The sequence below is a fragment of the uncultured Granulicatella sp. genome, from assembly GCF_963545075.1.
In the GTDB taxonomy this organism is placed as follows: Bacteria; Bacillota; Bacilli; order Lactobacillales; family Aerococcaceae; genus Granulicatella.
Genome location: NZ_CAUUHX010000004.1, coordinates 23,297 through 42,169 on the forward strand (window position 1 = coordinate 23,297; position 18,873 = coordinate 42,169).

Annotated in this window: 16 protein-coding genes; 14 read left to right on the forward strand and 2 right to left on the reverse strand. The window is 31.7% G+C overall.

Annotation, left to right across the window (positions count from 1 at the left end; genetic code table 11):
• Position 1 precedes the first annotated feature (1 nt).
• On the reverse strand, positions 2-1,030 hold the full coding sequence (gene mvk, locus RWZ86_RS01140; RefSeq protein WP_314679291.1) for a mevalonate kinase: 1,029 nt from the start codon (positions 1,028-1,030) through the stop codon (positions 2-4).
• 168 nt (positions 1,031-1,198) lie between these two features.
• Here mvk and coaA point away from each other — a divergent pair, with 168 nt between their 5' ends.
• The 9 genes from coaA to RWZ86_RS01185 all read left to right on the forward strand — a co-directional run bounded on the left by coaA (position 1,199) and on the right by RWZ86_RS01185 (position 13,997).
• Positions 1,199-2,122 (forward strand): type I pantothenate kinase, encoded by a 924-nt coding sequence (gene coaA, locus RWZ86_RS01145; RefSeq protein ID WP_314679292.1) that lies wholly within the window; start codon positions 1,199-1,201, stop codon positions 2,120-2,122.
• A 173-nt stretch (positions 2,123-2,295) separates the two neighbouring features.
• A complete protein-coding gene (gene guaA, locus RWZ86_RS01150) occupies positions 2,296-3,849 on the forward strand; it encodes a glutamine-hydrolyzing GMP synthase (protein WP_314679294.1) in 1,554 nt (517 codons plus the stop codon).
• Between the two features lie 326 nt (positions 3,850-4,175).
• Positions 4,176-5,282, forward strand: coding sequence for a YaaC family protein (locus tag RWZ86_RS01155; protein WP_314256666.1), 1,107 nt, complete (start codon positions 4,176-4,178; stop codon positions 5,280-5,282).
• A 36-nt stretch (positions 5,283-5,318) separates the two neighbouring features.
• Positions 5,319-6,401, forward strand: a complete 1,083-nt coding sequence (locus RWZ86_RS01160) for a hypothetical protein (protein WP_314679296.1) — start codon at positions 5,319-5,321, stop codon at positions 6,399-6,401.
• Positions 6,402-6,536: 135 nt separating this feature from the next.
• Complete coding sequence (locus RWZ86_RS01165; protein ID WP_314679297.1) at positions 6,537-6,974, forward strand: GNAT family N-acetyltransferase; 438 nt, start codon at positions 6,537-6,539, stop codon at positions 6,972-6,974.
• A gap of 146 nt (positions 6,975-7,120) precedes the next feature.
• Positions 7,121-8,701, forward strand: coding sequence for a type I restriction-modification system subunit M (locus RWZ86_RS01170; protein ID WP_314679298.1), 1,581 nt, complete (start codon positions 7,121-7,123; stop codon positions 8,699-8,701).
• The gene (locus RWZ86_RS01175; RefSeq protein WP_314679300.1) at positions 8,694-9,713 is read left to right on the forward strand and encodes a virulence RhuM family protein; all 1,020 of its coding nucleotides are present in this window, start codon (positions 8,694-8,696) and stop codon (positions 9,711-9,713) included. The genes RWZ86_RS01170 and RWZ86_RS01175 overlap by 8 nt, the downstream gene beginning before the upstream one ends.
• Positions 9,714-10,925, forward strand: coding sequence for a restriction endonuclease subunit S (locus RWZ86_RS01180; RefSeq protein ID WP_314679304.1), 1,212 nt, complete (start codon positions 9,714-9,716; stop codon positions 10,923-10,925). It abuts the gene before it with no gap.
• Between the two features lie 24 nt (positions 10,926-10,949).
• Positions 10,950-13,997, forward strand: coding sequence for a type I restriction endonuclease subunit R (locus RWZ86_RS01185; RefSeq protein WP_314679307.1), 3,048 nt, complete (start codon positions 10,950-10,952; stop codon positions 13,995-13,997).
• Positions 13,998-14,118: 121 nt separating this feature from the next.
• Here the strand turns inward: RWZ86_RS01185 and RWZ86_RS01190 are convergent, their stop codons facing one another.
• Positions 14,119-14,403, reverse strand: a complete 285-nt coding sequence (locus RWZ86_RS01190) for a hypothetical protein (RefSeq protein WP_314679308.1) — start codon at positions 14,401-14,403, stop codon at positions 14,119-14,121.
• Positions 14,404-14,727: 324 nt separating this feature from the next.
• Here RWZ86_RS01190 and RWZ86_RS01195 point away from each other — a divergent pair, with 324 nt between their 5' ends.
• The 5 genes from RWZ86_RS01195 to RWZ86_RS01215 all read left to right on the forward strand — a co-directional run bounded on the left by RWZ86_RS01195 (position 14,728) and on the right by RWZ86_RS01215 (position 18,872).
• On the forward strand, positions 14,728-15,504 hold the full coding sequence (locus tag RWZ86_RS01195) for a hypothetical protein (protein ID WP_314679310.1): 777 nt from the start codon (positions 14,728-14,730) through the stop codon (positions 15,502-15,504).
• 206 nt (positions 15,505-15,710) lie between these two features.
• On the forward strand, positions 15,711-17,183 hold the full coding sequence (locus RWZ86_RS01200; protein WP_314679312.1) for a PRD domain-containing protein: 1,473 nt from the start codon (positions 15,711-15,713) through the stop codon (positions 17,181-17,183).
• Positions 17,180-17,647, forward strand: a complete 468-nt coding sequence (locus tag RWZ86_RS01205; protein WP_314679314.1) for a fructose PTS transporter subunit IIA — start codon at positions 17,180-17,182, stop codon at positions 17,645-17,647. Before RWZ86_RS01200 ends, RWZ86_RS01205 begins: the two co-directional genes overlap by 4 nt.
• A 15-nt stretch (positions 17,648-17,662) precedes the next feature.
• Positions 17,663-18,535, forward strand: coding sequence for a ketose-bisphosphate aldolase (locus tag RWZ86_RS01210; RefSeq protein ID WP_314679315.1), 873 nt, complete (start codon positions 17,663-17,665; stop codon positions 18,533-18,535).
• Positions 18,536-18,557: 22 nt separating this feature from the next.
• Positions 18,558-18,872, forward strand: coding sequence for a fructose PTS transporter subunit IIB (locus tag RWZ86_RS01215; RefSeq protein WP_314679317.1), 315 nt, complete (start codon positions 18,558-18,560; stop codon positions 18,870-18,872).
• Position 18,873: the final 1 nt, after the last annotated feature.

The window sequence follows — 18,873 nt, forward strand, 5'->3', positions numbered from 1 at the left end:
TTTATTCATTGGAAAATGAATGTGTCCATGTTTGTACAGCTCCAGCTTCCTGTAAAGCATCAGCAATTTTTTCAGCTTCTTCAAGATTTACTGCAAGAGCAATCATACAGCCACCTAGTCCGCCACCTGTCATTTTGGCACCAATCGCTCCATTTTCAAGAGCCGTTTGAACAAGATGGTCTAGCGTTTCATTTGATACTTCTAATTGTTGAAGAAGTGCATGATTTTGAGTCAGAAGACTTCCTAATGTATGAACGTCTCCTTTTGACAGGCAATCCTTAGCAGTGCGGACTAAGTCTCCAATTTCTTCAATGATTTCTTGAGTAGAAAGAGGTTCTTGTTGTAATTTTTCTTGTACAGCTTGAACCGCTTTGAGTGTTTGTCCAGTAATCCCTGTATCTGCCACAATTAAAGTTCCTTCGAGTTGAATAGAAAGAGGTTGTAAAGCTTCTCCTTTTATAAAAAATACCGCTTCTTTTCCACTAGTGGTTGCTGTATCAATCCCGCTTGGATTGCCATGAGCGATTTTTTCAGATGCTTGTACAATGTCGAATAATAAGGTGTCACTTAATGGAACTTTATAATAATCAAACAATCCTCTCACTACCGCAACAGCAACCGCTGCGCTTGATCCCATACCACGTTCTGCGGGAATCGAAGAAGTAATCGTAATCTCAATAGAAGGTGCTTGTACGAAGGACGCTTCTCCTTTTTCCACTTTCCCATTATTCCAATACGAACGAGTAGTGGGTGTAATGCCTAATTCAGGACGAAGGTGTTCAATTTGATTTAATGCTTCATGGATTGTAAATTTTAAACTTTTTAATACTTCCGGCATTTCATACGCTAATCCACTATAAAAGTCGCAATGAATACTTAGCGGATGAGTGCTTGGTTGAATTCTTGCTTGAACCGATACACCGGAAAAAGGAATAGCAATGGCAGGTTGATGATGAACGACTGCATGTTCCCCCATTAAAATGACTTTTCCGGTAGACTGTCCCATTCCGGAAGCTGTTGTGTATTCCATGATAAAACTCCTTCATAATTTCTCGTATTTATCATACTAAAAACCAATAGACGTGTAAACGAACAAGCGAGGATTTAAAGGAAATTTAATGACACAATCATTAGTCATCCTAAAAAAACTATGGTAAAATACGCAAGAAAAGGAATTCAACAAAAGGAGAGAATCGTTGTGACAGACACATCGACGTATTATCACATTAGCCGAGACGAATGGAAACAATACCAAAACGACCATCATTTGGCATTAACATTACAAGAATTAGAACATTTAACATCATTGAATGATAGAATTTCATTAATCGACGTACAAGAAGTATATGCGCCCCTATTAGATTACTTTGATATCTATTATCAAAAACATGGGCAAATTCATGAACAAGAACAATATTTCTTAAAACAACCGAAGAAGAAAGTGCCGTTTATTATTGGTGTTTCAGGAAGCGTGGCAGTTGGGAAAAGTACAACGGCTCGTTTAATGCAAACAATGCTCCAACAAAAATATCCAGAGTTAGTTGTTGAACTGATGACAACAGATGGATTTTTATGGCCAACGAAACATTTGGTGGAAAAAGGAATTTTACACCGCAAAGGATTCCCAGAAAGTTATGATATGGAATCATTAGTGAATTTCCTATTAGATATTAAAACAGGAGAAGAAGCTGTTGAAGCGCCTGTTTATTCTCATGAAATTTATGACATTATTCCAAATGAAAAACAAGTCATTTATCCACCGGATATTTTAATCGTGGAAGGAATTAATGTATTACAATTACCGCCAAATCGAGAAATTTACGTGAGTGATTTCTTTGACTGGTCGATTTATGTTGATGCAGAAGAAAATCTGATTGAAAAATGGTATTTAGAACGTTTTGAATTATTAATGGAACGAGCAAAAACTCAACCCGATAATTTTTATTACCAGTTTGCGATTGGAGACCGAGAAGAAGCCATTGCTATGGCAAAAGATGTATGGAAAAAAACGAACTTGAAGAATTTAAAGGAATATATCTTACCAACAAAAGGCAGAGCAGACTTCATTTTGCACAAAACATTCGGACATCATATTGACTATGTCCAAGTGAAGAAATATTAAATAATGGAAGAACCCACGGGATGAACATCGCTGTGGGTTCTTTTTTGAATAGAAAGGATAACATATGAAAAATGAGAAAATTTAATAAAAATCCGAACGAATTTTATAAATATTTAAGGTAACTTTCGTGATTTTCTGCTACAATATAGGTAATAAAACTAAGGAGGCTTTTTATGTCAACAAGAACCACTTCGTTAGAAAAAATTATTGTATTAGATTTTGGAAGTCAGTATAACCAACTGATTACACGTCGTATTCGTGAATTTGGAGTGTTCAGTGAATTACTTCATAATGATATTACGGCGGAAGAAATCAAAAAGCATGGCAATGTAAAAGGGATTATTTTCTCTGGAGGACCTCATAGTGTTTACGAATCAGGAGCTTTTACAGTAGATCCTGAAATTTTTGAATTAGGAATTCCAGTATTAGGAATCTGTTATGGAATGCAGTTGACAACTCATTTATTTGGAGGAACTGTTGAATCTTCACCGACAAGAGAATATGGCCCTGCTAAAGTAGAAGTATTTAATACAGATTCCGGAATTTTCAAAGGATTATCTACTTCAGAAGAAGTCTTAATGAGTCATGGTGACAGAATTACAGCTATCCCAGAAGGGTTCACTGTAACAGCTTCAAATGACCATACACCATTTGCAGCATTTGAAAATCCAGAACGAAATATTTATGGAGTACAATTCCATCCAGAAGTACGACACAGTATTCATGGAAATGATATGCTGAAAAACTTCGTGTTCAATATTTGTGGAGCAACAGGTGATTGGACAATGGCAAATTTCATTGAGATGGAAATTGAAAAAATCCGCGAAAAAGTTGGCAATAAAAAAGTATTATTAGGTTTATCAGGTGGAGTTGACTCAAGTGTTGTAGGTGTTCTACTACAAAGAGCAATCGGCGACCAATTAACATGTATTTTTGTAGACCACGGTTTATTAAGAAAAGACGAAGGCGACCAAGTAATGGAAAGCTTATCTGGAAAATTTGGATTAAATATTATCCGAGTGAATGCTCAAGAACGTTTCTTATCCAAACTAAAAGGTGTTAGTGATCCTGAACAAAAACGTAAAATTATTGGGAATGAATTTGTTTATGTATTCGATGATGAAGCCGCAAAATTAACAGATGTGGATTTCTTAGCACAAGGAACTTTATATACAGATATTATCGAATCAGGAACAAAAACAGCCCAAACAATTAAGTCTCACCACAATGTAGGAGGACTACCAGAGGATATGCAGTTTGAATTAATTGAACCACTGAACACACTATTCAAAGACGAAGTCCGTGCTTTAGGGACAGCATTAGGCATGCCGGATTCAATCGTATGGCGTCAACCATTCCCAGGACCAGGACTAGGCATTCGAGTACTAGGAGAAGTAACCGAAGAAAAACTAGAAATCGTACGAGAAAGTGATGCTATCTTAAGAGAAGAAATTGCTAAAAACGGACTGGAAAGAGACGTATGGCAATACTTCACCGTTTTACCAGGAATCCGCAGTGTCGGAGTAATGGGAGACGGAAGAACCTATGATTACACAATCGGCATTCGTGCGGTAACAAGTATCGATGGCATGACAAGTGACTTCGCTCGCATCCCATGGGAAGTTTTACAAACGATTAGTGCAAGAATTGTGAACGAAGTAGGACATGTGAACCGAGTGGTGTATGATATTACAAGTAAACCACCTGCTACGATTGAGTGGGAGTAACAGAAGTAAATATGTTACTGTTATAAAAGGCTTAAAAATAGAGGGTTTGAGCGATTTTGATGTAGTAAAATTCTCTAAATGATACTGTTTTGATACTAAAAGTAAGAAAAAACAGGTCTGAAAGGGAATTGTTGAATTTAGGTGAAAATTTTAGAAAGCCTTCCATCATTTTTGTGGGAGGCTTTTGTTTTAGAATAGTTAAATGTATGCATAAATGAAATATTATTGTTATTATAGACTTATTTACAAGATATGTATTACATTTGATGTGATGTACTATTACGAAATTTACGGATAATGTATAATAAATGGGAAGGAGAGATTCTATGACTATAATTTTTTCTGAAAACCCCGAAAATGATCTTTGGAGAGAATTATTACAATTTACATATGAGGCTAATATAAAACGGTATTTAGCAAAAAAGGGGCATGAGGTAGACGAAGATACTATAAATTGCATCGCAGGTTCGTTTTTACAAGCAAATGAATACTATAAGGCTGCTAAAGAAGCTAATCTTCAAATTTCACCATTACTATTATATTATGGCTCAACAAATCTTCTTTATGGAATGGTTAATCTTTTAAGTGGTAGTATCAATAAGATTAGTAACCATGGAATGAAGATTTTCATTCCTGATCAAATGAATTTCATTGCAGACACGAAAATCAGATTTCTTAGTCCGGTAGATGGTGGAGTTCATGTAGTTGCAAGAGCGATAGGTGTTACTTCTGACTTAACAGGATTTGGTGATTGGAGTTTGAGAGAGTTTTTAGATTCGATTTCAGAAATACAATATGACTTTACACAATGCTATGATGTACAAACTGGTTGTACTATTATGCTTGATATTTTTAATACTCCAGATGGAAAGGCTGAAAAAATATATTTTTCAGAAGAAAATAAGGGTCATTTGATTGAACTATTGAAACAAGTTGAAGGGTTTGAAAAATCATATTTGCGCTTTACTTCTGCTACAGACTTCAAAACGGGCAAAGAATATTTTGTCCTTCGCCATAAATTGACAGGTGAGGATATCAGTAAACAATCCTATTCTGGACAACCATATTTACAGGCAGGGCATATAAAAAATAGCAAATTGATAACTATCCCAACATTACTTAATATATACATCAGTTTATTTGCATTATCTTCACTATGCCGTTATTTTCCGGAACGTTGGAGTCCTTTTGTGCTTAAGGATATAACTGGTGAAAAACTTTTAATTGAAAAATTTATGTTCTATGCAAGAAGGCTCGTTCCTAATTATGTACTTAATATTCTTTTAGAAAATACTATACAGTATAGTTCGAGCAGATATACAGCAACTGATACTGTTAAATTAGTAGGTGAACATCAGGTGCAAGAGATGATTGAAAGAAAAGTGCAGAATGAATTGGAGAAACAACACATTGACTTTAAAGAGAAAAGATAAAATTTCTTTCTATATAAGAATTTAGGAGATAAAATGATGTCAACAAATTTTAGAACTGAAGTATTTAAGTTATGTAAAAAGCTTCGAAAGGATGAAGCTTCGCAAAAAATAAGAAAAATGATTTATGACATGTCAGTTGGTATAGAATCAAATGAAATTGGTGAAAAGTTTACAGATTCCCGTAATGATTTTGCTTATATGGCAAAACATAGTAATACTGAATTTCATGGGTTTATATTTCTTGATGAAAATATTGAAAAAATAGATATCCCCAATTTTTTCAATGTAGAGCATTTGTCATCAGCAGAAAGAATATTGATTGAGCAAGGACATAAAACGCTTACTCGATTTATTGATTTATGTTTGTCTGAAATTGCTTCTGAATCAAATGAAGTAGCAGACTCAATGAATCCGTATTTTCTATATAAAGAAGTCAGTGTTTCAGAAAATGTAAGCACACTACTCTCAGATGAGGAGTTAATTCCTGCAATATCAGCGTTCAAGAATGGTAGAGTCTATAAAGTTCTCATGGATGCTAATTTTATAAAAATGTTCAAAAAAATTGATATTGATGCTATGCGTGAGTTAGTTAGTATATTAGAAAAAGAAATTAATCAAAGCCTTGGAGAAGAAATTTCTAAGGATATAAAAGATTTTTCGATGAAGTTGCACACAAAACTGGATGATATTAGTGATGTGATGTTTGCGTTTTCGGTATTGATGTTAGCATTGAAGCATTCGTTAAAGATTTCTTGCCGTCTGCTATATAGGGCAATTTGCGATATTGATTTATTTGTTTTGAATAATGATAATATAATTAGTATCGAAAAAGATGTTTCCACAGTTGTGAGCAAATTTTATAAGATTTTTGCTCAAGATATAACTCTTGATTTCTCAGGAAGCGATATGGGTAGTATTCTTCTAATAGATTGTGATTTGCCTCATGGTATTCACATACATGAATTTGGAATGCTGATAGCTCAAACGTTAAATTTTGCAGGAGAATTTGGGGAATCAGCAAAATATTCGGTTGTTACTGTTGATGAGGAACTAATTCATATACATCATCTTGTTGATGAGGTATTGAAAGTTGGATTGCCTATTATAAATACAAATTGAAAAAATGAGACTGGTCAAAAAGTATCTGCCCCCAAAAAACATCAAAATAAGCACCAACAATCATTAATTTATCCCCAAGATATTTGGGAATAAGTTTGGGGGTAATACTTCTATATAACTATGGAGAAATAAAGCATGATTAGAAATATAAAAATAGAAGATGCCGAAGCAATACAAAGAATATGTAATATATCTTTAGGGTATTCAGTATCTGTTGAGATAGTCATGAGACAAATACAAAAACTATCAGAGGATGTAAATCATCATTATATTTATGTATATGAAGATGAAAAGTTACAAAAAGTAGTTGGATTTGTGCATGCTGAAGTATATGAAAGTCTTTATTCTTATACGGGTTTGAACATTTTGGGATTAGCTGTTTTACCAGAATTTCAAGGTAAAGGAATAGGCAGAGAATTGATGCATCATTTAGAATTAAAAGCTAAAGATGATTCTGTTTTATTTATTAGACTAAACTCAGCAGACTATCGTGTTGAAGCACATAAATTTTATGAGAATATTGGATATGTATGCGATAAAACTCAAAAGAGGTTTATTAAGAGGTTGGATTAGGTAATTTTATAAATAAAAGCGCACGGCTTTAAGAGTAGAATCTTTTGGTTGTGTGCTTTTTTTGTATGTATTGTTATATAGTTTCAAAAATAATGCTATAATACGAATGAAAACAATATAAAAACATCATAATAGGGGATTTTAAAATGGCAAAAGTTGAAGGTAATAAAGAAGGGTTACAAAGAGCTGAATTACATAGAAAAATTTGGGCAATCGCGGATGAAGTTCGAGGTTCTGTAGATGGATGGGACTTTAAACAGTTTATATTAGGAATATTATTCTATCGATTTATTTCAGAAAATATTACCGCATTTTTTAATATTGCGGAACATGAAGCTGGGGATTTAAGTTTTAATTATGCAGAATTATCTGATGAAGAAGCTTTGAGAGATTTCAAACCGAATACAGTAGAAGATAAAGGTTTTTTCATTTTACCAAGTCAATTATTTGAGAATGTTGTTAAAACGGCAAAAGAAAATGAAAACTTAAATATTGATTTAGCGAATATCTTCTCAGCAATTGAAGGTAGTGCTCAAGGGTTTGCTTCAGAAGACGATATTAAAGGTTTATTTGAAGATGTGGATACTTCTAGTAGTCGTTTAGGGGAAACTGTAGCTGAAAAAAACGCTTGTTTAACAAAAATTTTACAAGGTATTTCAGATATTAATTTTGGAGATTTTAAAGAGAATGAGATTGATGCTTTTGGAGATGCATATGAATTTTTAATTTCAAAATATGCTAGTAATGCTGGAAAATCAGGTGGGGAATATTTCACTCCTCAAACGGTGTCAAAATTATTAGCCAAGTTAGTAATGGATGGACAGACAAAAATTAATAAAGTCTATGACCCCACGTGTGGAAGTGGCAGTTTATTGCTACAAATGAAAAAACAATTTGATGAACATATTATTGAAGAAGGATTTTATGGGCAAGATATCAATATGACAAACTATAACTTAGCTCGTATGAATATGTTTCTTCATAATGTGAACTACAATAATTTTTCAATTTTAAGAGGGGATACTTTATTAAACCCACGCCATAATGATGAGAAACCTTTTGATGCAATTGTATCAAATCCTCCATATTCGATTAGTTGGATAGGAGATGCCGATCCAACTTTAATTAATGATGAACGATTTGCTCCAGCGGGGAAATTAGCACCTAAAAATTATGCAGATTATGCATTTATCATGCATTCATTGAGCTATTTATCTAGTAAAGGAAGAGCAGCGATTGTTTGTTTCCCCGGAATTTTTTATCGAAAAGGTGCAGAAAAAACAATTCGTCAATATTTAGTGGATAATAATTTTGTTGATTGTATCATTCAGTTGCCTGAGAAACTATTTTTTGGTACTTCTATTTCAACTTGTATTCTTGTAATGTCAAAAAATAAAGTGGACAATAATGTGTTGTTTATTGATGCAAGTCAAGAATATAAAAAAGAAGCTGAGAATAATATTCTAGATAGTGATAATATCGAAACGATTTTAACTCAATTTAGAGATAGAACGGATAAAGATTACTTCTCACGTTCTGTAGATACGAGTGAAATTAAAGAAAATGATTATAACTTATCAGTATCAAGCTATGTTGAAAAGGAAGATACTAGAGAAGTTATTGATATTAAAGTACTAAATCAAGAAATCGCCGAAACGGTTAAAAAGATTGATACCCTTCGTCAATCGATTGATGACATTGTTAAGGAGTTTGAGAGTGATGAATAATGAGATTAGTTTTTTAATGTATTCGTTAGATGAAGAAGATGTGAATGTTAATGTAAGGATAGCAGAAGATACTATATGGCTATCTCAAAAAGCATTAGCTGAACTATTTGGTATAGATCGAACAGGGATAGGAAGACATTTAAAAAAAATTTTCGAAGAAGGAGAGCTTGATGAAACAGTGGTATGTGCAAAATTTGCACATACCACTGAACATGGAGCTATAGAAGGGAAAAAACAGATTCGTGATTTAAATTATTACAATTTGGATGCGATTATTTCTGTTGGCTATAGAATTAATTCAAAAAAAGCGACTGCTTTTCGAATTTGGGCAACTAATGTATTAAAAGAATATATGATAAAAGGCTTTGCCATGGATGATGAACGGCTAAAACAAGGGACAGATTTATTTGGAAAAAATTATTTCAAAGAACTTTTAGAACGGATTCGTGATATTCGTTCCAGTGAAAAAGTATTTTATCGCCAAGTGTTAGACTTGTTTGCAACTTCGATTGATTATGATGGAAAAAGTGGAGAAGCAAAAAAATTCTTTTCAACGATTCAAAATAAAATGCATTATGCAATTCACCATCAAACAGCTAGTGAATTAATCGTTGATCGAGTAGATGCTCAAAAAGATTTTATGGGCTTAACAACTTTTAAAGGAGAGTTACCAACAATCACCGAAGCAAAAACTGCTAAAAATTACTTAACAGAAAAAGAATTAATAGGATTAAATCAATTAGTTTCTGGATATTTGGATTTTGCAGAAAGACAAGCAGAACGAGAAATTGTTATGACGATGCAGGATTGGATTAATCATGTAGATAGAATATTAAGAGCAACTGGAGAAGATGTGTTAGAAAATGCAGGAAAAGTTTCACGCTCACAAATGGAGAAAAAAGTAAATGAAGAATATAAAAAATACTCACAACATACGTTAACTTCAGTAGAAAAAGATTATTTAGAAGAGCTTAGAAGTATAGAAAATATAGCAAAGAGAGGAGGAAAATAAATGACGAATATTTTAGAGTTACTTAAAAATGAAAAAGTTGAATGGAAAAAAATTCAAGATATTTCTAAAAGAATAGTATCTGGTGGGACGCCAAATAGATCTAATACTAAATTTTACGGGGGTTCAATACCATGGTTGAGGACTCAAGAAGTAGATTTTAATGAAATTTATTCTACGGAATTATATATAACAGAAGAGGGTTTAGCAAACTCATCTGCAACATTAATTGAACCTAATACAATAATTGTTGCGATGTATGGAGCTACAGCAGGTAAAGTTGCTCTTACAAAAATTCCTTTAACTACAAATCAAGCATGTTGCAATATTGAAGTGAATAAAGAAGTAATTAAATATCGCTATGTTTATTATTGGTTAGTTAATAATTATAAAGTGTTAAAATCTATGGGGCAAGGTTCTCAATCAAACATTAATTCATCTATTATTAAAAATTTTCCTATTCCTATCCCTAATCTTGAAACTCAAGAAAAAATAGTGGAAATACTTGATAAATTTACAAATTATGTTATAGAACTTCAGTCAGAACTTCAGTCACGTATTAAACAATATAATTATTATAGAGATATGTTATTGAGTGAAGAATATATAAAAAAAATTACTAAAGATATGGAAGAGAGTTTAAAACAAAATAATATTAAAAATGAAAAGTTATTCAAAAGTATAAGCGTTGAATGGAAGAAGTTGGGTGAAGTGTGTGACATTATAAGAGGAGTTAGAGTAACTAAAAAAGAATTATTATCTAAAGGATTTCCAGTTGTAAGTGGTGGTACAGGTTATATGGGATACATCGATAAATATAACAGAGAATCAGAAACGATAACGATTGCGCAGTATGGGACGGCAGGATATGTGAATTTTCAAAAAGAAAAATTTTGGGCTAATGATATTTGTTTTTCCGTAATACCTACTGAAAATATAAATAATAAATATTTATATTATTTCTTAATTAATAAACAAGAGTATCTATATGAAATTTCAAATAGGACAGCAACTCCTTATTCTATATCGAAAGATAAAATACTCAATATGAATATTTTTCTTCCCCCTCTCCACGTCCAACAACACATAGTATCAATATTAGACAAATTCGACACATTAGTACATGATATCAAAGTAGGATTACCAAAAGAGATAGAGCTACGCCAAAAACAGTATGAATACTGGCGTGAACAGTTATTAAGTTTTAATAGATAAGTTACAAATAGAGGAGTAAATGTTATGAAAGAAGATCAAGCGTTGTATCAAACATCCACTATTGCAGAAATGACAAATGGAATTATTTTAGCGAATTTTGAAAAGCCTAGTAGAATTAAAGAAGCTGCGTATCAAAGTGAAGCAGAGTTAGAAAAAGAAATGATTGCCAACTTAGTTGATCAAGGTTATGAGTATTTAAAAGTTCAAACAAACGAAGACCTATATCGTAACTTGAAAATTCAACTAGAAAAACTTAATCAAATTTCATTTAATGAGAGCGAGTGGAGAAGATTTTTAGCGGAATATCTAGATGTCCCAAGTGAAGGAATGATTGAGAAAACTAGAAAAGTTCAAGAAAATCATATTCATGACTTTACTTTTGATGATGGGCATCGAGAAAATATCCGTATTATTGATAAGAAAAATATTCATAATAACTTTATCCAAGTAACGAATCAAGTGAAAGGTGAAGGAACTCATAAAAATCGATATGATGTTACGGTCTTAGTAAATGGATTGCCGCTAGTGCATATTGAATTGAAAAAACGAGGTGTTAGTCTTCAAGAAGCCTTTAATCAAATTCATCGGTATAGTAAAGAAAGTTTCAATAGTGAGCATTCTTTATATAAATATGTTCAGATTTTTGTGATTTCTAATGGAACTTATACAAGATATTTTGCGAATACAACAGCTCAAAATAAAAATCATTATGAATTTACTTGTGAATGGGCAGATGCCAAAAATAAAGTAATTCGAGATTTAGAAGATTTTACAAAAACATTTTTTGAAAAACGAGTGTTACTAGAAGTACTTACAAAATACTGTGTATTTGATGTAAATAATACACTGTTGATTATGCGACCTTATCAAATTGCGGCAACAGAACGTATTTTGTGGAAGATTCGTTCTAGTTTTGAAGCGAAAAAATACGGTAAGACAGAAGCCGGTGGTTTTATTTGGCATACAACAGGTTCAGGTAAAACATTAACTTCATTCAAAGTAGCAAGACTTGCAACCTCATTGGATTTTATTGATAAAGTATTTTTTGTTGTGGATAGAAAAGATTTAGATTATCAAACGATGAAAGAGTATCAAAAATTCCAACAAAATAGTGTCAATGGTAGTAAAGATACTAAAGAATTGAAAAAATCAATTGAAAGTATGGATGATAGAATTGTTGTAACAACGATTCAAAAGTTAAATGAATTTATTAAAAAATATCGTCAACATGAGATTTATGACAAACATTGTGTATTGATTTTTGACGAATGCCATCGTTCTCAATTTGGTGAAGCACAGAAAAATATTCGAAAAATATTTAAAAAGTATTATCAATTTGGATTTACAGGAACCCCTATTTTTGCTGAAAACTCTTTAGTTGGAGATACAACAGCCGGAACGTTTGGTGCTCAGTTACATAGCTATGTGATTACAGATGCGATTCGTGATGGAAAAGTTCTAAAATTCAAAGTGGATTATAATAATATTCAAGCTAAATTTAGAGATGTTGAAACAGAAGATGACGAGAAAAAATTAAAACATGTAGAAAAACAGTTACTACTTCATCCAGAAAGAATTACTGAAATTACAAAATATATTTTAGAAAAATTCAATGCAAAAACACATCGAAATGAGTATTATACGATTAAAGATAGACGGTTGAATGGATTTAATGCTATGTTTGCAGTGCAAAGTATCGATGCTGCCAAAATGTATTATGAAGAATTTGAACGTCAACAAGCAGCGTTGCCAGAAGAAAAACGATTGAAAGTTGCAACGATTTATAGTTTTGCAGCCAATGAAGAACAATCTTCTGCTGGTGAAATTGTTGATGAGACTTTCGACGTTTCACATATGGGATCTACTGCAAAAGAATTTTTAGATAAAGTAATTGCAGATTATAATGAACAATTTAAAACAAACTTTTCAACAAATGGAAATGAGTTCCAAAATTACTACAAAGATTTATCTCTAAAAGTAAAACAAAAAGAAATTGATTTGTTAATTGTTGTAGGAATGTTCTTAACAGGATTCGATGCTCCAACATTGAATACACTGTTTGTGGATAAAAATCTAAGATATCATGGATTAATTCAAGCATATTCCAGAACAAATCGTATTTTAAATAAAGTAAAAACCTTTGGGAATATCGTTTGTTTCCGTGATTTGGAAAAGGCAACTAAAGATGCCATTAAGACTTTTGGAGATGAAAATAGTCTTAAAGTAATCATCGAAAGAAAATTTGAAGACTATATGTATGGTTATATCGATGAAACTACGGGTGAAAAAGTGCCGGGGTATAAAGATATTAGCGATGAAATATTATCGAAATTCCCAGAACCGACAGAGATTACAAGTGAGGCTGAGAAGAAGACTTTTGCACAGCTGTTTGGGAAATTGATTAAACTAGACAATATTCTGAAAAATTATGATGAATTTGAAACGGTGGAAAAGGATATCACCGAAAGACAAATGCAAGACATGAAGAGTGCCTACATTCAAATTAGAGATGAAGCATTGACGCCTAAGGGAGGAGATGCTACAAGTGGCAATACCAGTGGAGAAAATGGAGCAACATTGGTTGATTTTTCAGATGTAGAATTTGAGATTGACTTACTAAAGACTGACGAAATTAATTTAGATTACATATTGAAATTAATTTTGGAAAAAGCAAATGAGTTTGATGATAAGGAACGATTAAAAGCGGAAGTACGTAGAGTGATTCGTTCAAGTTTAGGCACAAGAGCTAAGGAAGAGTTAATCATTAGCTTTATCAATAATACAGACCTTTCAACATTAGAAAATACAGAATCTATTTTAGAAGCCTTTTACATGTATGCAAGAAAAGAAAAGGAAAAAGAAATAGAAGCAGTTATTGATGCGGAAAATTTAAAAGATGATTCGAAACGATTTATTGAAAAAGCGATTGAAAAAGGACATGTTGAATATGCAGGAGATGAATTGGATAAAATCATCCCAGCTGTTTCAAGACGAGGCGGAGCAAGAGAACAGAAGAAATTAACCGTATTAGAGAAGATTAGGAAGGTTGTAGAAGTGTTTATTGGTATATAAGAAAGATGTTAGGAATCCTGTTGGTAAGAAATCACCGACAGGATTTTTGGATAAAAGAAAGAGAAATCCAAATAATGATTCAGGGGATTAACCCATATCAAAAGAGGATTTCTCTTTTATTTTATCCAATCCTAACATTACGTTCATAAGTAATAACATGTTCCTTACAAAACTCTTCGAATTTTCTAGAGTCAAAATGGTTCCCGAATTCTTTTTTCAATAGTTTTTTAGTATCATGATTCAATGGAATATTGAGATGATGCAAGAGATTCGTAAAGTTATCCGCATCTAATAAGTAAGTGACTTCATAATCGTCCCCATCAAAAATATCGACATCATAATCTTCATATCCAATTATTGCTGAACCATCTGGATTAAGTGTGAATAAGAATGCGCTGTCTGTCATAAAAGAAATCCCTCCTGATAAGTTAATTATATCAATTCTGAAATAAAGTAAGCAACAAAAGTTATGCGATATAAAGTAATAAACTAGACTTTTCCAAATAGTGGCAATGGTGATAAAAGCTGGAAAACAGCTTTTATCACGGGGAAAAATCGAGACCGTGGCTCGATTTTTAGATATGAGACCCGTAGGGGCTGCTATCGTCCCTTGCCACAATTTCAAGGAAAAGTCTGGTTTATTACGAAGTTTAAGGATGCCTATTTCTGATTTAATTAACCTATGCTATAATCAAGCAAAAAGTATTGGAATAAATTAGGAGACAGAATATTGAAATTATTGAAAATTTATCGATTACTATTGGAAACGACAAAACTTCCCATGGTAAAAATTGATAGAGAATTATTTTTAAGAAAAGAATTAAGGGATCGATATCGTCTAGAAGTAGTTGAATTAGCGATTCAATATAATCCAGCATATGCAGGAATTCCAGTAGAAGATATTAATCAAATTGCAAAAAGTTGTATTAAAGGAGAGGCTACTCAAGTAAGTACGATTTCTGCAGCAGCAGGACTTCCAGGAGGTTTTGTGATTCTTGGCTCACTTCCAGCAGATTTGGCGCAATATTTTGCCCATATTTTACGAGTGTTGCAAAAGTTAATTTATTTATATGGTTGGAGTGAACTGAATTTTGATGCAAAAGAAATGAATGAGGAAACGAAAAATTTACTCATTTTATTCATCGGAATCATGTTTGGTGTTAATAGTGCAGTAAATACGGTTCATGCTTTGTCTGCCCAAATTGCAAAACAAGTTGCAAAAAAATTACCCCAACATGCATTTACAAAAGGATTTATTTATCCAATCGTCAAGAAAATTGCATCTATTCTTGGCGTTCAAATGTCTAAAAAAATGTTTGCCAATGGAGTGTCGAAAGCTGTTCCAATTGTAGGAGCAGTAACTTCTGGAGCGTTAACCTATGTTACGTTCAATGCCATGGCAGAAAAATTAAGAAAACACTTAGCAAAAGATGATTTAGCAAATATTGAAATTTATAAAGAAAAATCTAATCCTCTAGTAATCGATGCTGAATTTATAGAAGAATAATTGGAAAATTTAACCCTTTATCGAATGATGAAGGGATTTTTTATGTTTTAAGCAAATTTATTCTCTAAACAAACGGAATATATCCCTGTAAAAGTGGTATAATATATAAAAGTAACCGCTTACCAAAAATTGTCTTTAATTGTGGACATATTATGAAATAAATCGGAAGGATTTAGAGTTAATATTAATTCGAGAGGTGAGGGAGAATGACATTTAGTTTGAAAGAGTTAGCTATTATTAATCAGTTAAATTATGAAAATTATACTACTTCTACTTATCTATCACAAAAAATGTTTGTTACACCAAAAACTATTTATCGTATGGTCAAAAAGATTAATGAAATTACAAAAGAAAAGTTTGGACAAGAATTGATAATTTCTGAAACTGGAAAAGGCTATAAATTAAATGTTTTTTTTCTAGATAAGAATATTAAAGAAATTTCAGGAAATTTAGAAAATATGACGATAAATATAAGAGTGTTAAAAATCTTATTTAATCATCCTAAAAAAATAAGAATTGTAGAATTGTTTAAAGGTGAGTACTTAAGTCAAAGTTCTCAAAATAGGCAATTAAAACATATGGAAGATTATCTAGAGAAATTCGAAATATATTTACATTGTGTAAATTCATATGTTTGGATAGATGGCAAGGAAAATCAAATCCGTAAAGCTATTCAATGGACTCTTTTAACGGTGAATAAGAATAATATATCTGAAAAATTGGGTATAGAAATTTCTAAATTTGATCAGAAATTTATTGAAAATCAATTATACATTATTGAAGATTTTTATAATAGTGAGATTGCGTATCCATATGATGTTAATATATTTACTCATATTTATATGGTTATCGTTCGTTATAGAAAAGGAAAGGTTAATTTTTTAACTACTCAGGAACCTTTAACTAACGCAGAAAAAGAAATTATTCAAAAGAATGAAGCGATATTTGGTTTAGCGGAGAAAATTAAAATTAATATCGAAAATTATCTGTCGATAAAATTAGAAGAAATGGAATCTTATTTTCTATTTCAAAATATTTATTCTATTAGTTGTTTGTACAAGAAGTTTAGGCGCAAAGATGAAATTTTAGCTATGGAATTTGCTGAGAGAGTAGTTACAAAATTCTTTAATTTATCAGAAGAAGTAGATATAAAATATAGTGAATTAATTAATGATATTTATTATCACATTTTACCTATGTTAAATAGGATTAGAGTAGGAATTTATGTAGAAAACAATATGCTTCAAGAAATTCAGTTAGAGTACTTAGAAACATATAAATTGGTTGATAGGGCTGTAATGTTAACTCAAAAAGAGTTGAATGTTGAAGGAGAAATTACATCTTCAGAAATTGGTTTTTTAACATTATATTTTGAAAAATATTTTTCATCCAATAGAAAAAATATTCTATTAATTTGTTCTACAGGAATTGGGACATCAGAATTACTAAAAATAAAATTACAAAAAGCATTCCCTGAGTTTAATATTGTATCAACTATGGGATTAAGACAGCTAAAGAATAGTAATTTTGAGATTTTAAAAGACGTCGATTATATCTTTAGTACGATAAATATTAAAGATACTGTTATCTGGAAACCGATTGTCACAATAAGTCCAATTTTAGCTGATAAAGACATTGCAATGATTCATCATTTAGTGAAAGGAAGTGAGTATAGATGACAAAGGAGATTGATTTATCAAAAATTATTTCAAAAGATTTATTAATTGTAGATTCGGTATCTGAATCAAAACAAGAAGTTTTATTAGAATTGGCTAATTTACTTGAAAAAAAAGAGTATATTACAAACGCTGTAAATTTTTTGGATGATGTGTATCTAAGAGAGAGTGAAGGAATAACAGGAATAGGAAATGGTATAGCTATCCCTCACGGAAAATCAAAAGCGGTTAAGAAAACTACCGTTGCAATTGCTGTTTTAAAAAATGAAATTAATTGGGAGACTTTAGACGAGAAAGGAGTGAAAGTGGTAATTTTATTTGCTGTTCAAGATACTGATGCGACAACTACACATATTTTGTTGTTACAACAAGTAGCTATTTTATTAGCAAATGATAGTTTTTTGGATAGTCTAAAAGAAGTTTCTTCAATTGATCAATTGTATCAAATTTTTGTAAATGAAAAATAGAGGAGTGTTTGGAAAATGTTAGTAAGTGGAAAAGAAATTTTAGAAGTAGCAAATAAGTTTGGGTTTGCAGTTCCTGCATTCAATGCTGGATCTGGACAATTGTTAGAAGCTGTAATGCAAGCTTGTGAAGAGACAGAATCGCCTGTTATGATTGCAATTCATCCTGATGAATTATCATTTTTAACAGATAGTTTTGTAGACCAAGTAAAATATTACGCTAATCATTCAAAAGTTCCTGTATGTATCCATTTGGATCATGGAGCTAGTTATGAACAAGTTATTCATGCAATTCAACTAGGTTTTACTTCTGTTATGATTGATGCTTCACATAAATCATATGAAGATAACATTGCGATTACTAAGAAAGTGGTGGAAGCTGCTCATGCAGTAGGTGTATCTGTTGAAGCCGAATTGGGAACTATTGGAGATACTGGAAACAGTATTGAGGGTGGAGTCACAGAAGTGATTTATACAGATCCTGAAGTTGCTCAAGATTTTATTGAAAAAACAAATGTAGATAGTTTAGCGATTGCAATTGGAACAGCTCATGGAATTTATCCAAAAAATATGAAACCTAAACTAAGATTAGATATTTTACAAGAAATTGAAAAATTAGTTGAAATTCCTCTTGTATTGCATGGTGGTTCAAGTAATCCTGATGAAGAAATCTCTCAATCAGTAAAATTAGGAATTAATAAAATCAATATTTCAAGCGATATTAAAATTGTTTTTGCCAATAAATTAAAAGAAATTCTAGCAGCTAGTGACAGTGAAATTCGTGAGCCAAATGTGATGTTCCCAGAATGTATGAAAGAAACTAAAAAAGTAGCAATTGATAAAATTAAATTATTTAATTCTGAAGGGAAAGCTAAATTGTATTTTCAATAATATATGCAGGGAGAGATAAATTATGAAAATAGTAGGTATTGCTGCGTGTACCGCAGGTATTGCTCATACGTATATTGCAAAAGAAAAAATTATTAAAGCAGCTGAACAAAAAGGTCATACAGTTCATATTGAGACTCAAGGTTTAGCTGGAACTCAAGATGAATTAAATACTTCTGAGATTTCAGAAGCAGATGTTGTGTTGATTGCTGCCGATATCAAGATTAATGGAAGAGAACGATTTAAAGGTAAAAAAATTATTGAAATTCCTACAGGATTAGCAGTAAAATCTCCAACAAAACTTATTGAAAAATTAGAGGAAGTTGTGTTGAACAAATAAT

Bases quoted from the DNA above. Each gene is read 5' to 3' on its own strand.
- mvk (WP_314679291.1), bottom strand. From the start codon at position 1,030: ATGGAATACACAACAGCTTCCGGAATGGGACAGTCTACCGGAAAAGTC.
- guaA (WP_314679294.1), top strand. From the start codon at position 2,296: ATGTCAACAAGAACCACTTCGTTAGAAAAAATTATTGTATTAGATTTT.
- RWZ86_RS01210 (WP_314679315.1), top strand. From the start codon at position 17,663: ATGTTAGTAAGTGGAAAAGAAATTTTAGAAGTAGCAAATAAGTTTGGG.
- RWZ86_RS01170 (WP_314679298.1), top strand. From the start codon at position 7,121: ATGGCAAAAGTTGAAGGTAATAAAGAAGGGTTACAAAGAGCTGAATTA.
- RWZ86_RS01185 (WP_314679307.1), top strand. From the start codon at position 10,950: ATGAAAGAAGATCAAGCGTTGTATCAAACATCCACTATTGCAGAAATG.
- RWZ86_RS01200 (WP_314679312.1), top strand. From the start codon at position 15,711: ATGACATTTAGTTTGAAAGAGTTAGCTATTATTAATCAGTTAAATTAT.
- RWZ86_RS01205 (WP_314679314.1), top strand. From the start codon at position 17,180: ATGACAAAGGAGATTGATTTATCAAAAATTATTTCAAAAGATTTATTA.
- RWZ86_RS01175 (WP_314679300.1), top strand. From the start codon at position 8,694: ATGAATAATGAGATTAGTTTTTTAATGTATTCGTTAGATGAAGAAGAT.
- RWZ86_RS01160 (WP_314679296.1), top strand. From the start codon at position 5,319: ATGTCAACAAATTTTAGAACTGAAGTATTTAAGTTATGTAAAAAGCTT.
- RWZ86_RS01165 (WP_314679297.1), top strand. From the start codon at position 6,537: ATGATTAGAAATATAAAAATAGAAGATGCCGAAGCAATACAAAGAATA.
- RWZ86_RS01180 (WP_314679304.1), top strand. From the start codon at position 9,714: ATGACGAATATTTTAGAGTTACTTAAAAATGAAAAAGTTGAATGGAAA.
- RWZ86_RS01155 (WP_314256666.1), top strand. From the start codon at position 4,176: ATGACTATAATTTTTTCTGAAAACCCCGAAAATGATCTTTGGAGAGAA.
- RWZ86_RS01215 (WP_314679317.1), top strand. From the start codon at position 18,558: ATGAAAATAGTAGGTATTGCTGCGTGTACCGCAGGTATTGCTCATACG.
- RWZ86_RS01190 (WP_314679308.1), bottom strand. From the start codon at position 14,403: ATGACAGACAGCGCATTCTTATTCACACTTAATCCAGATGGTTCAGCA.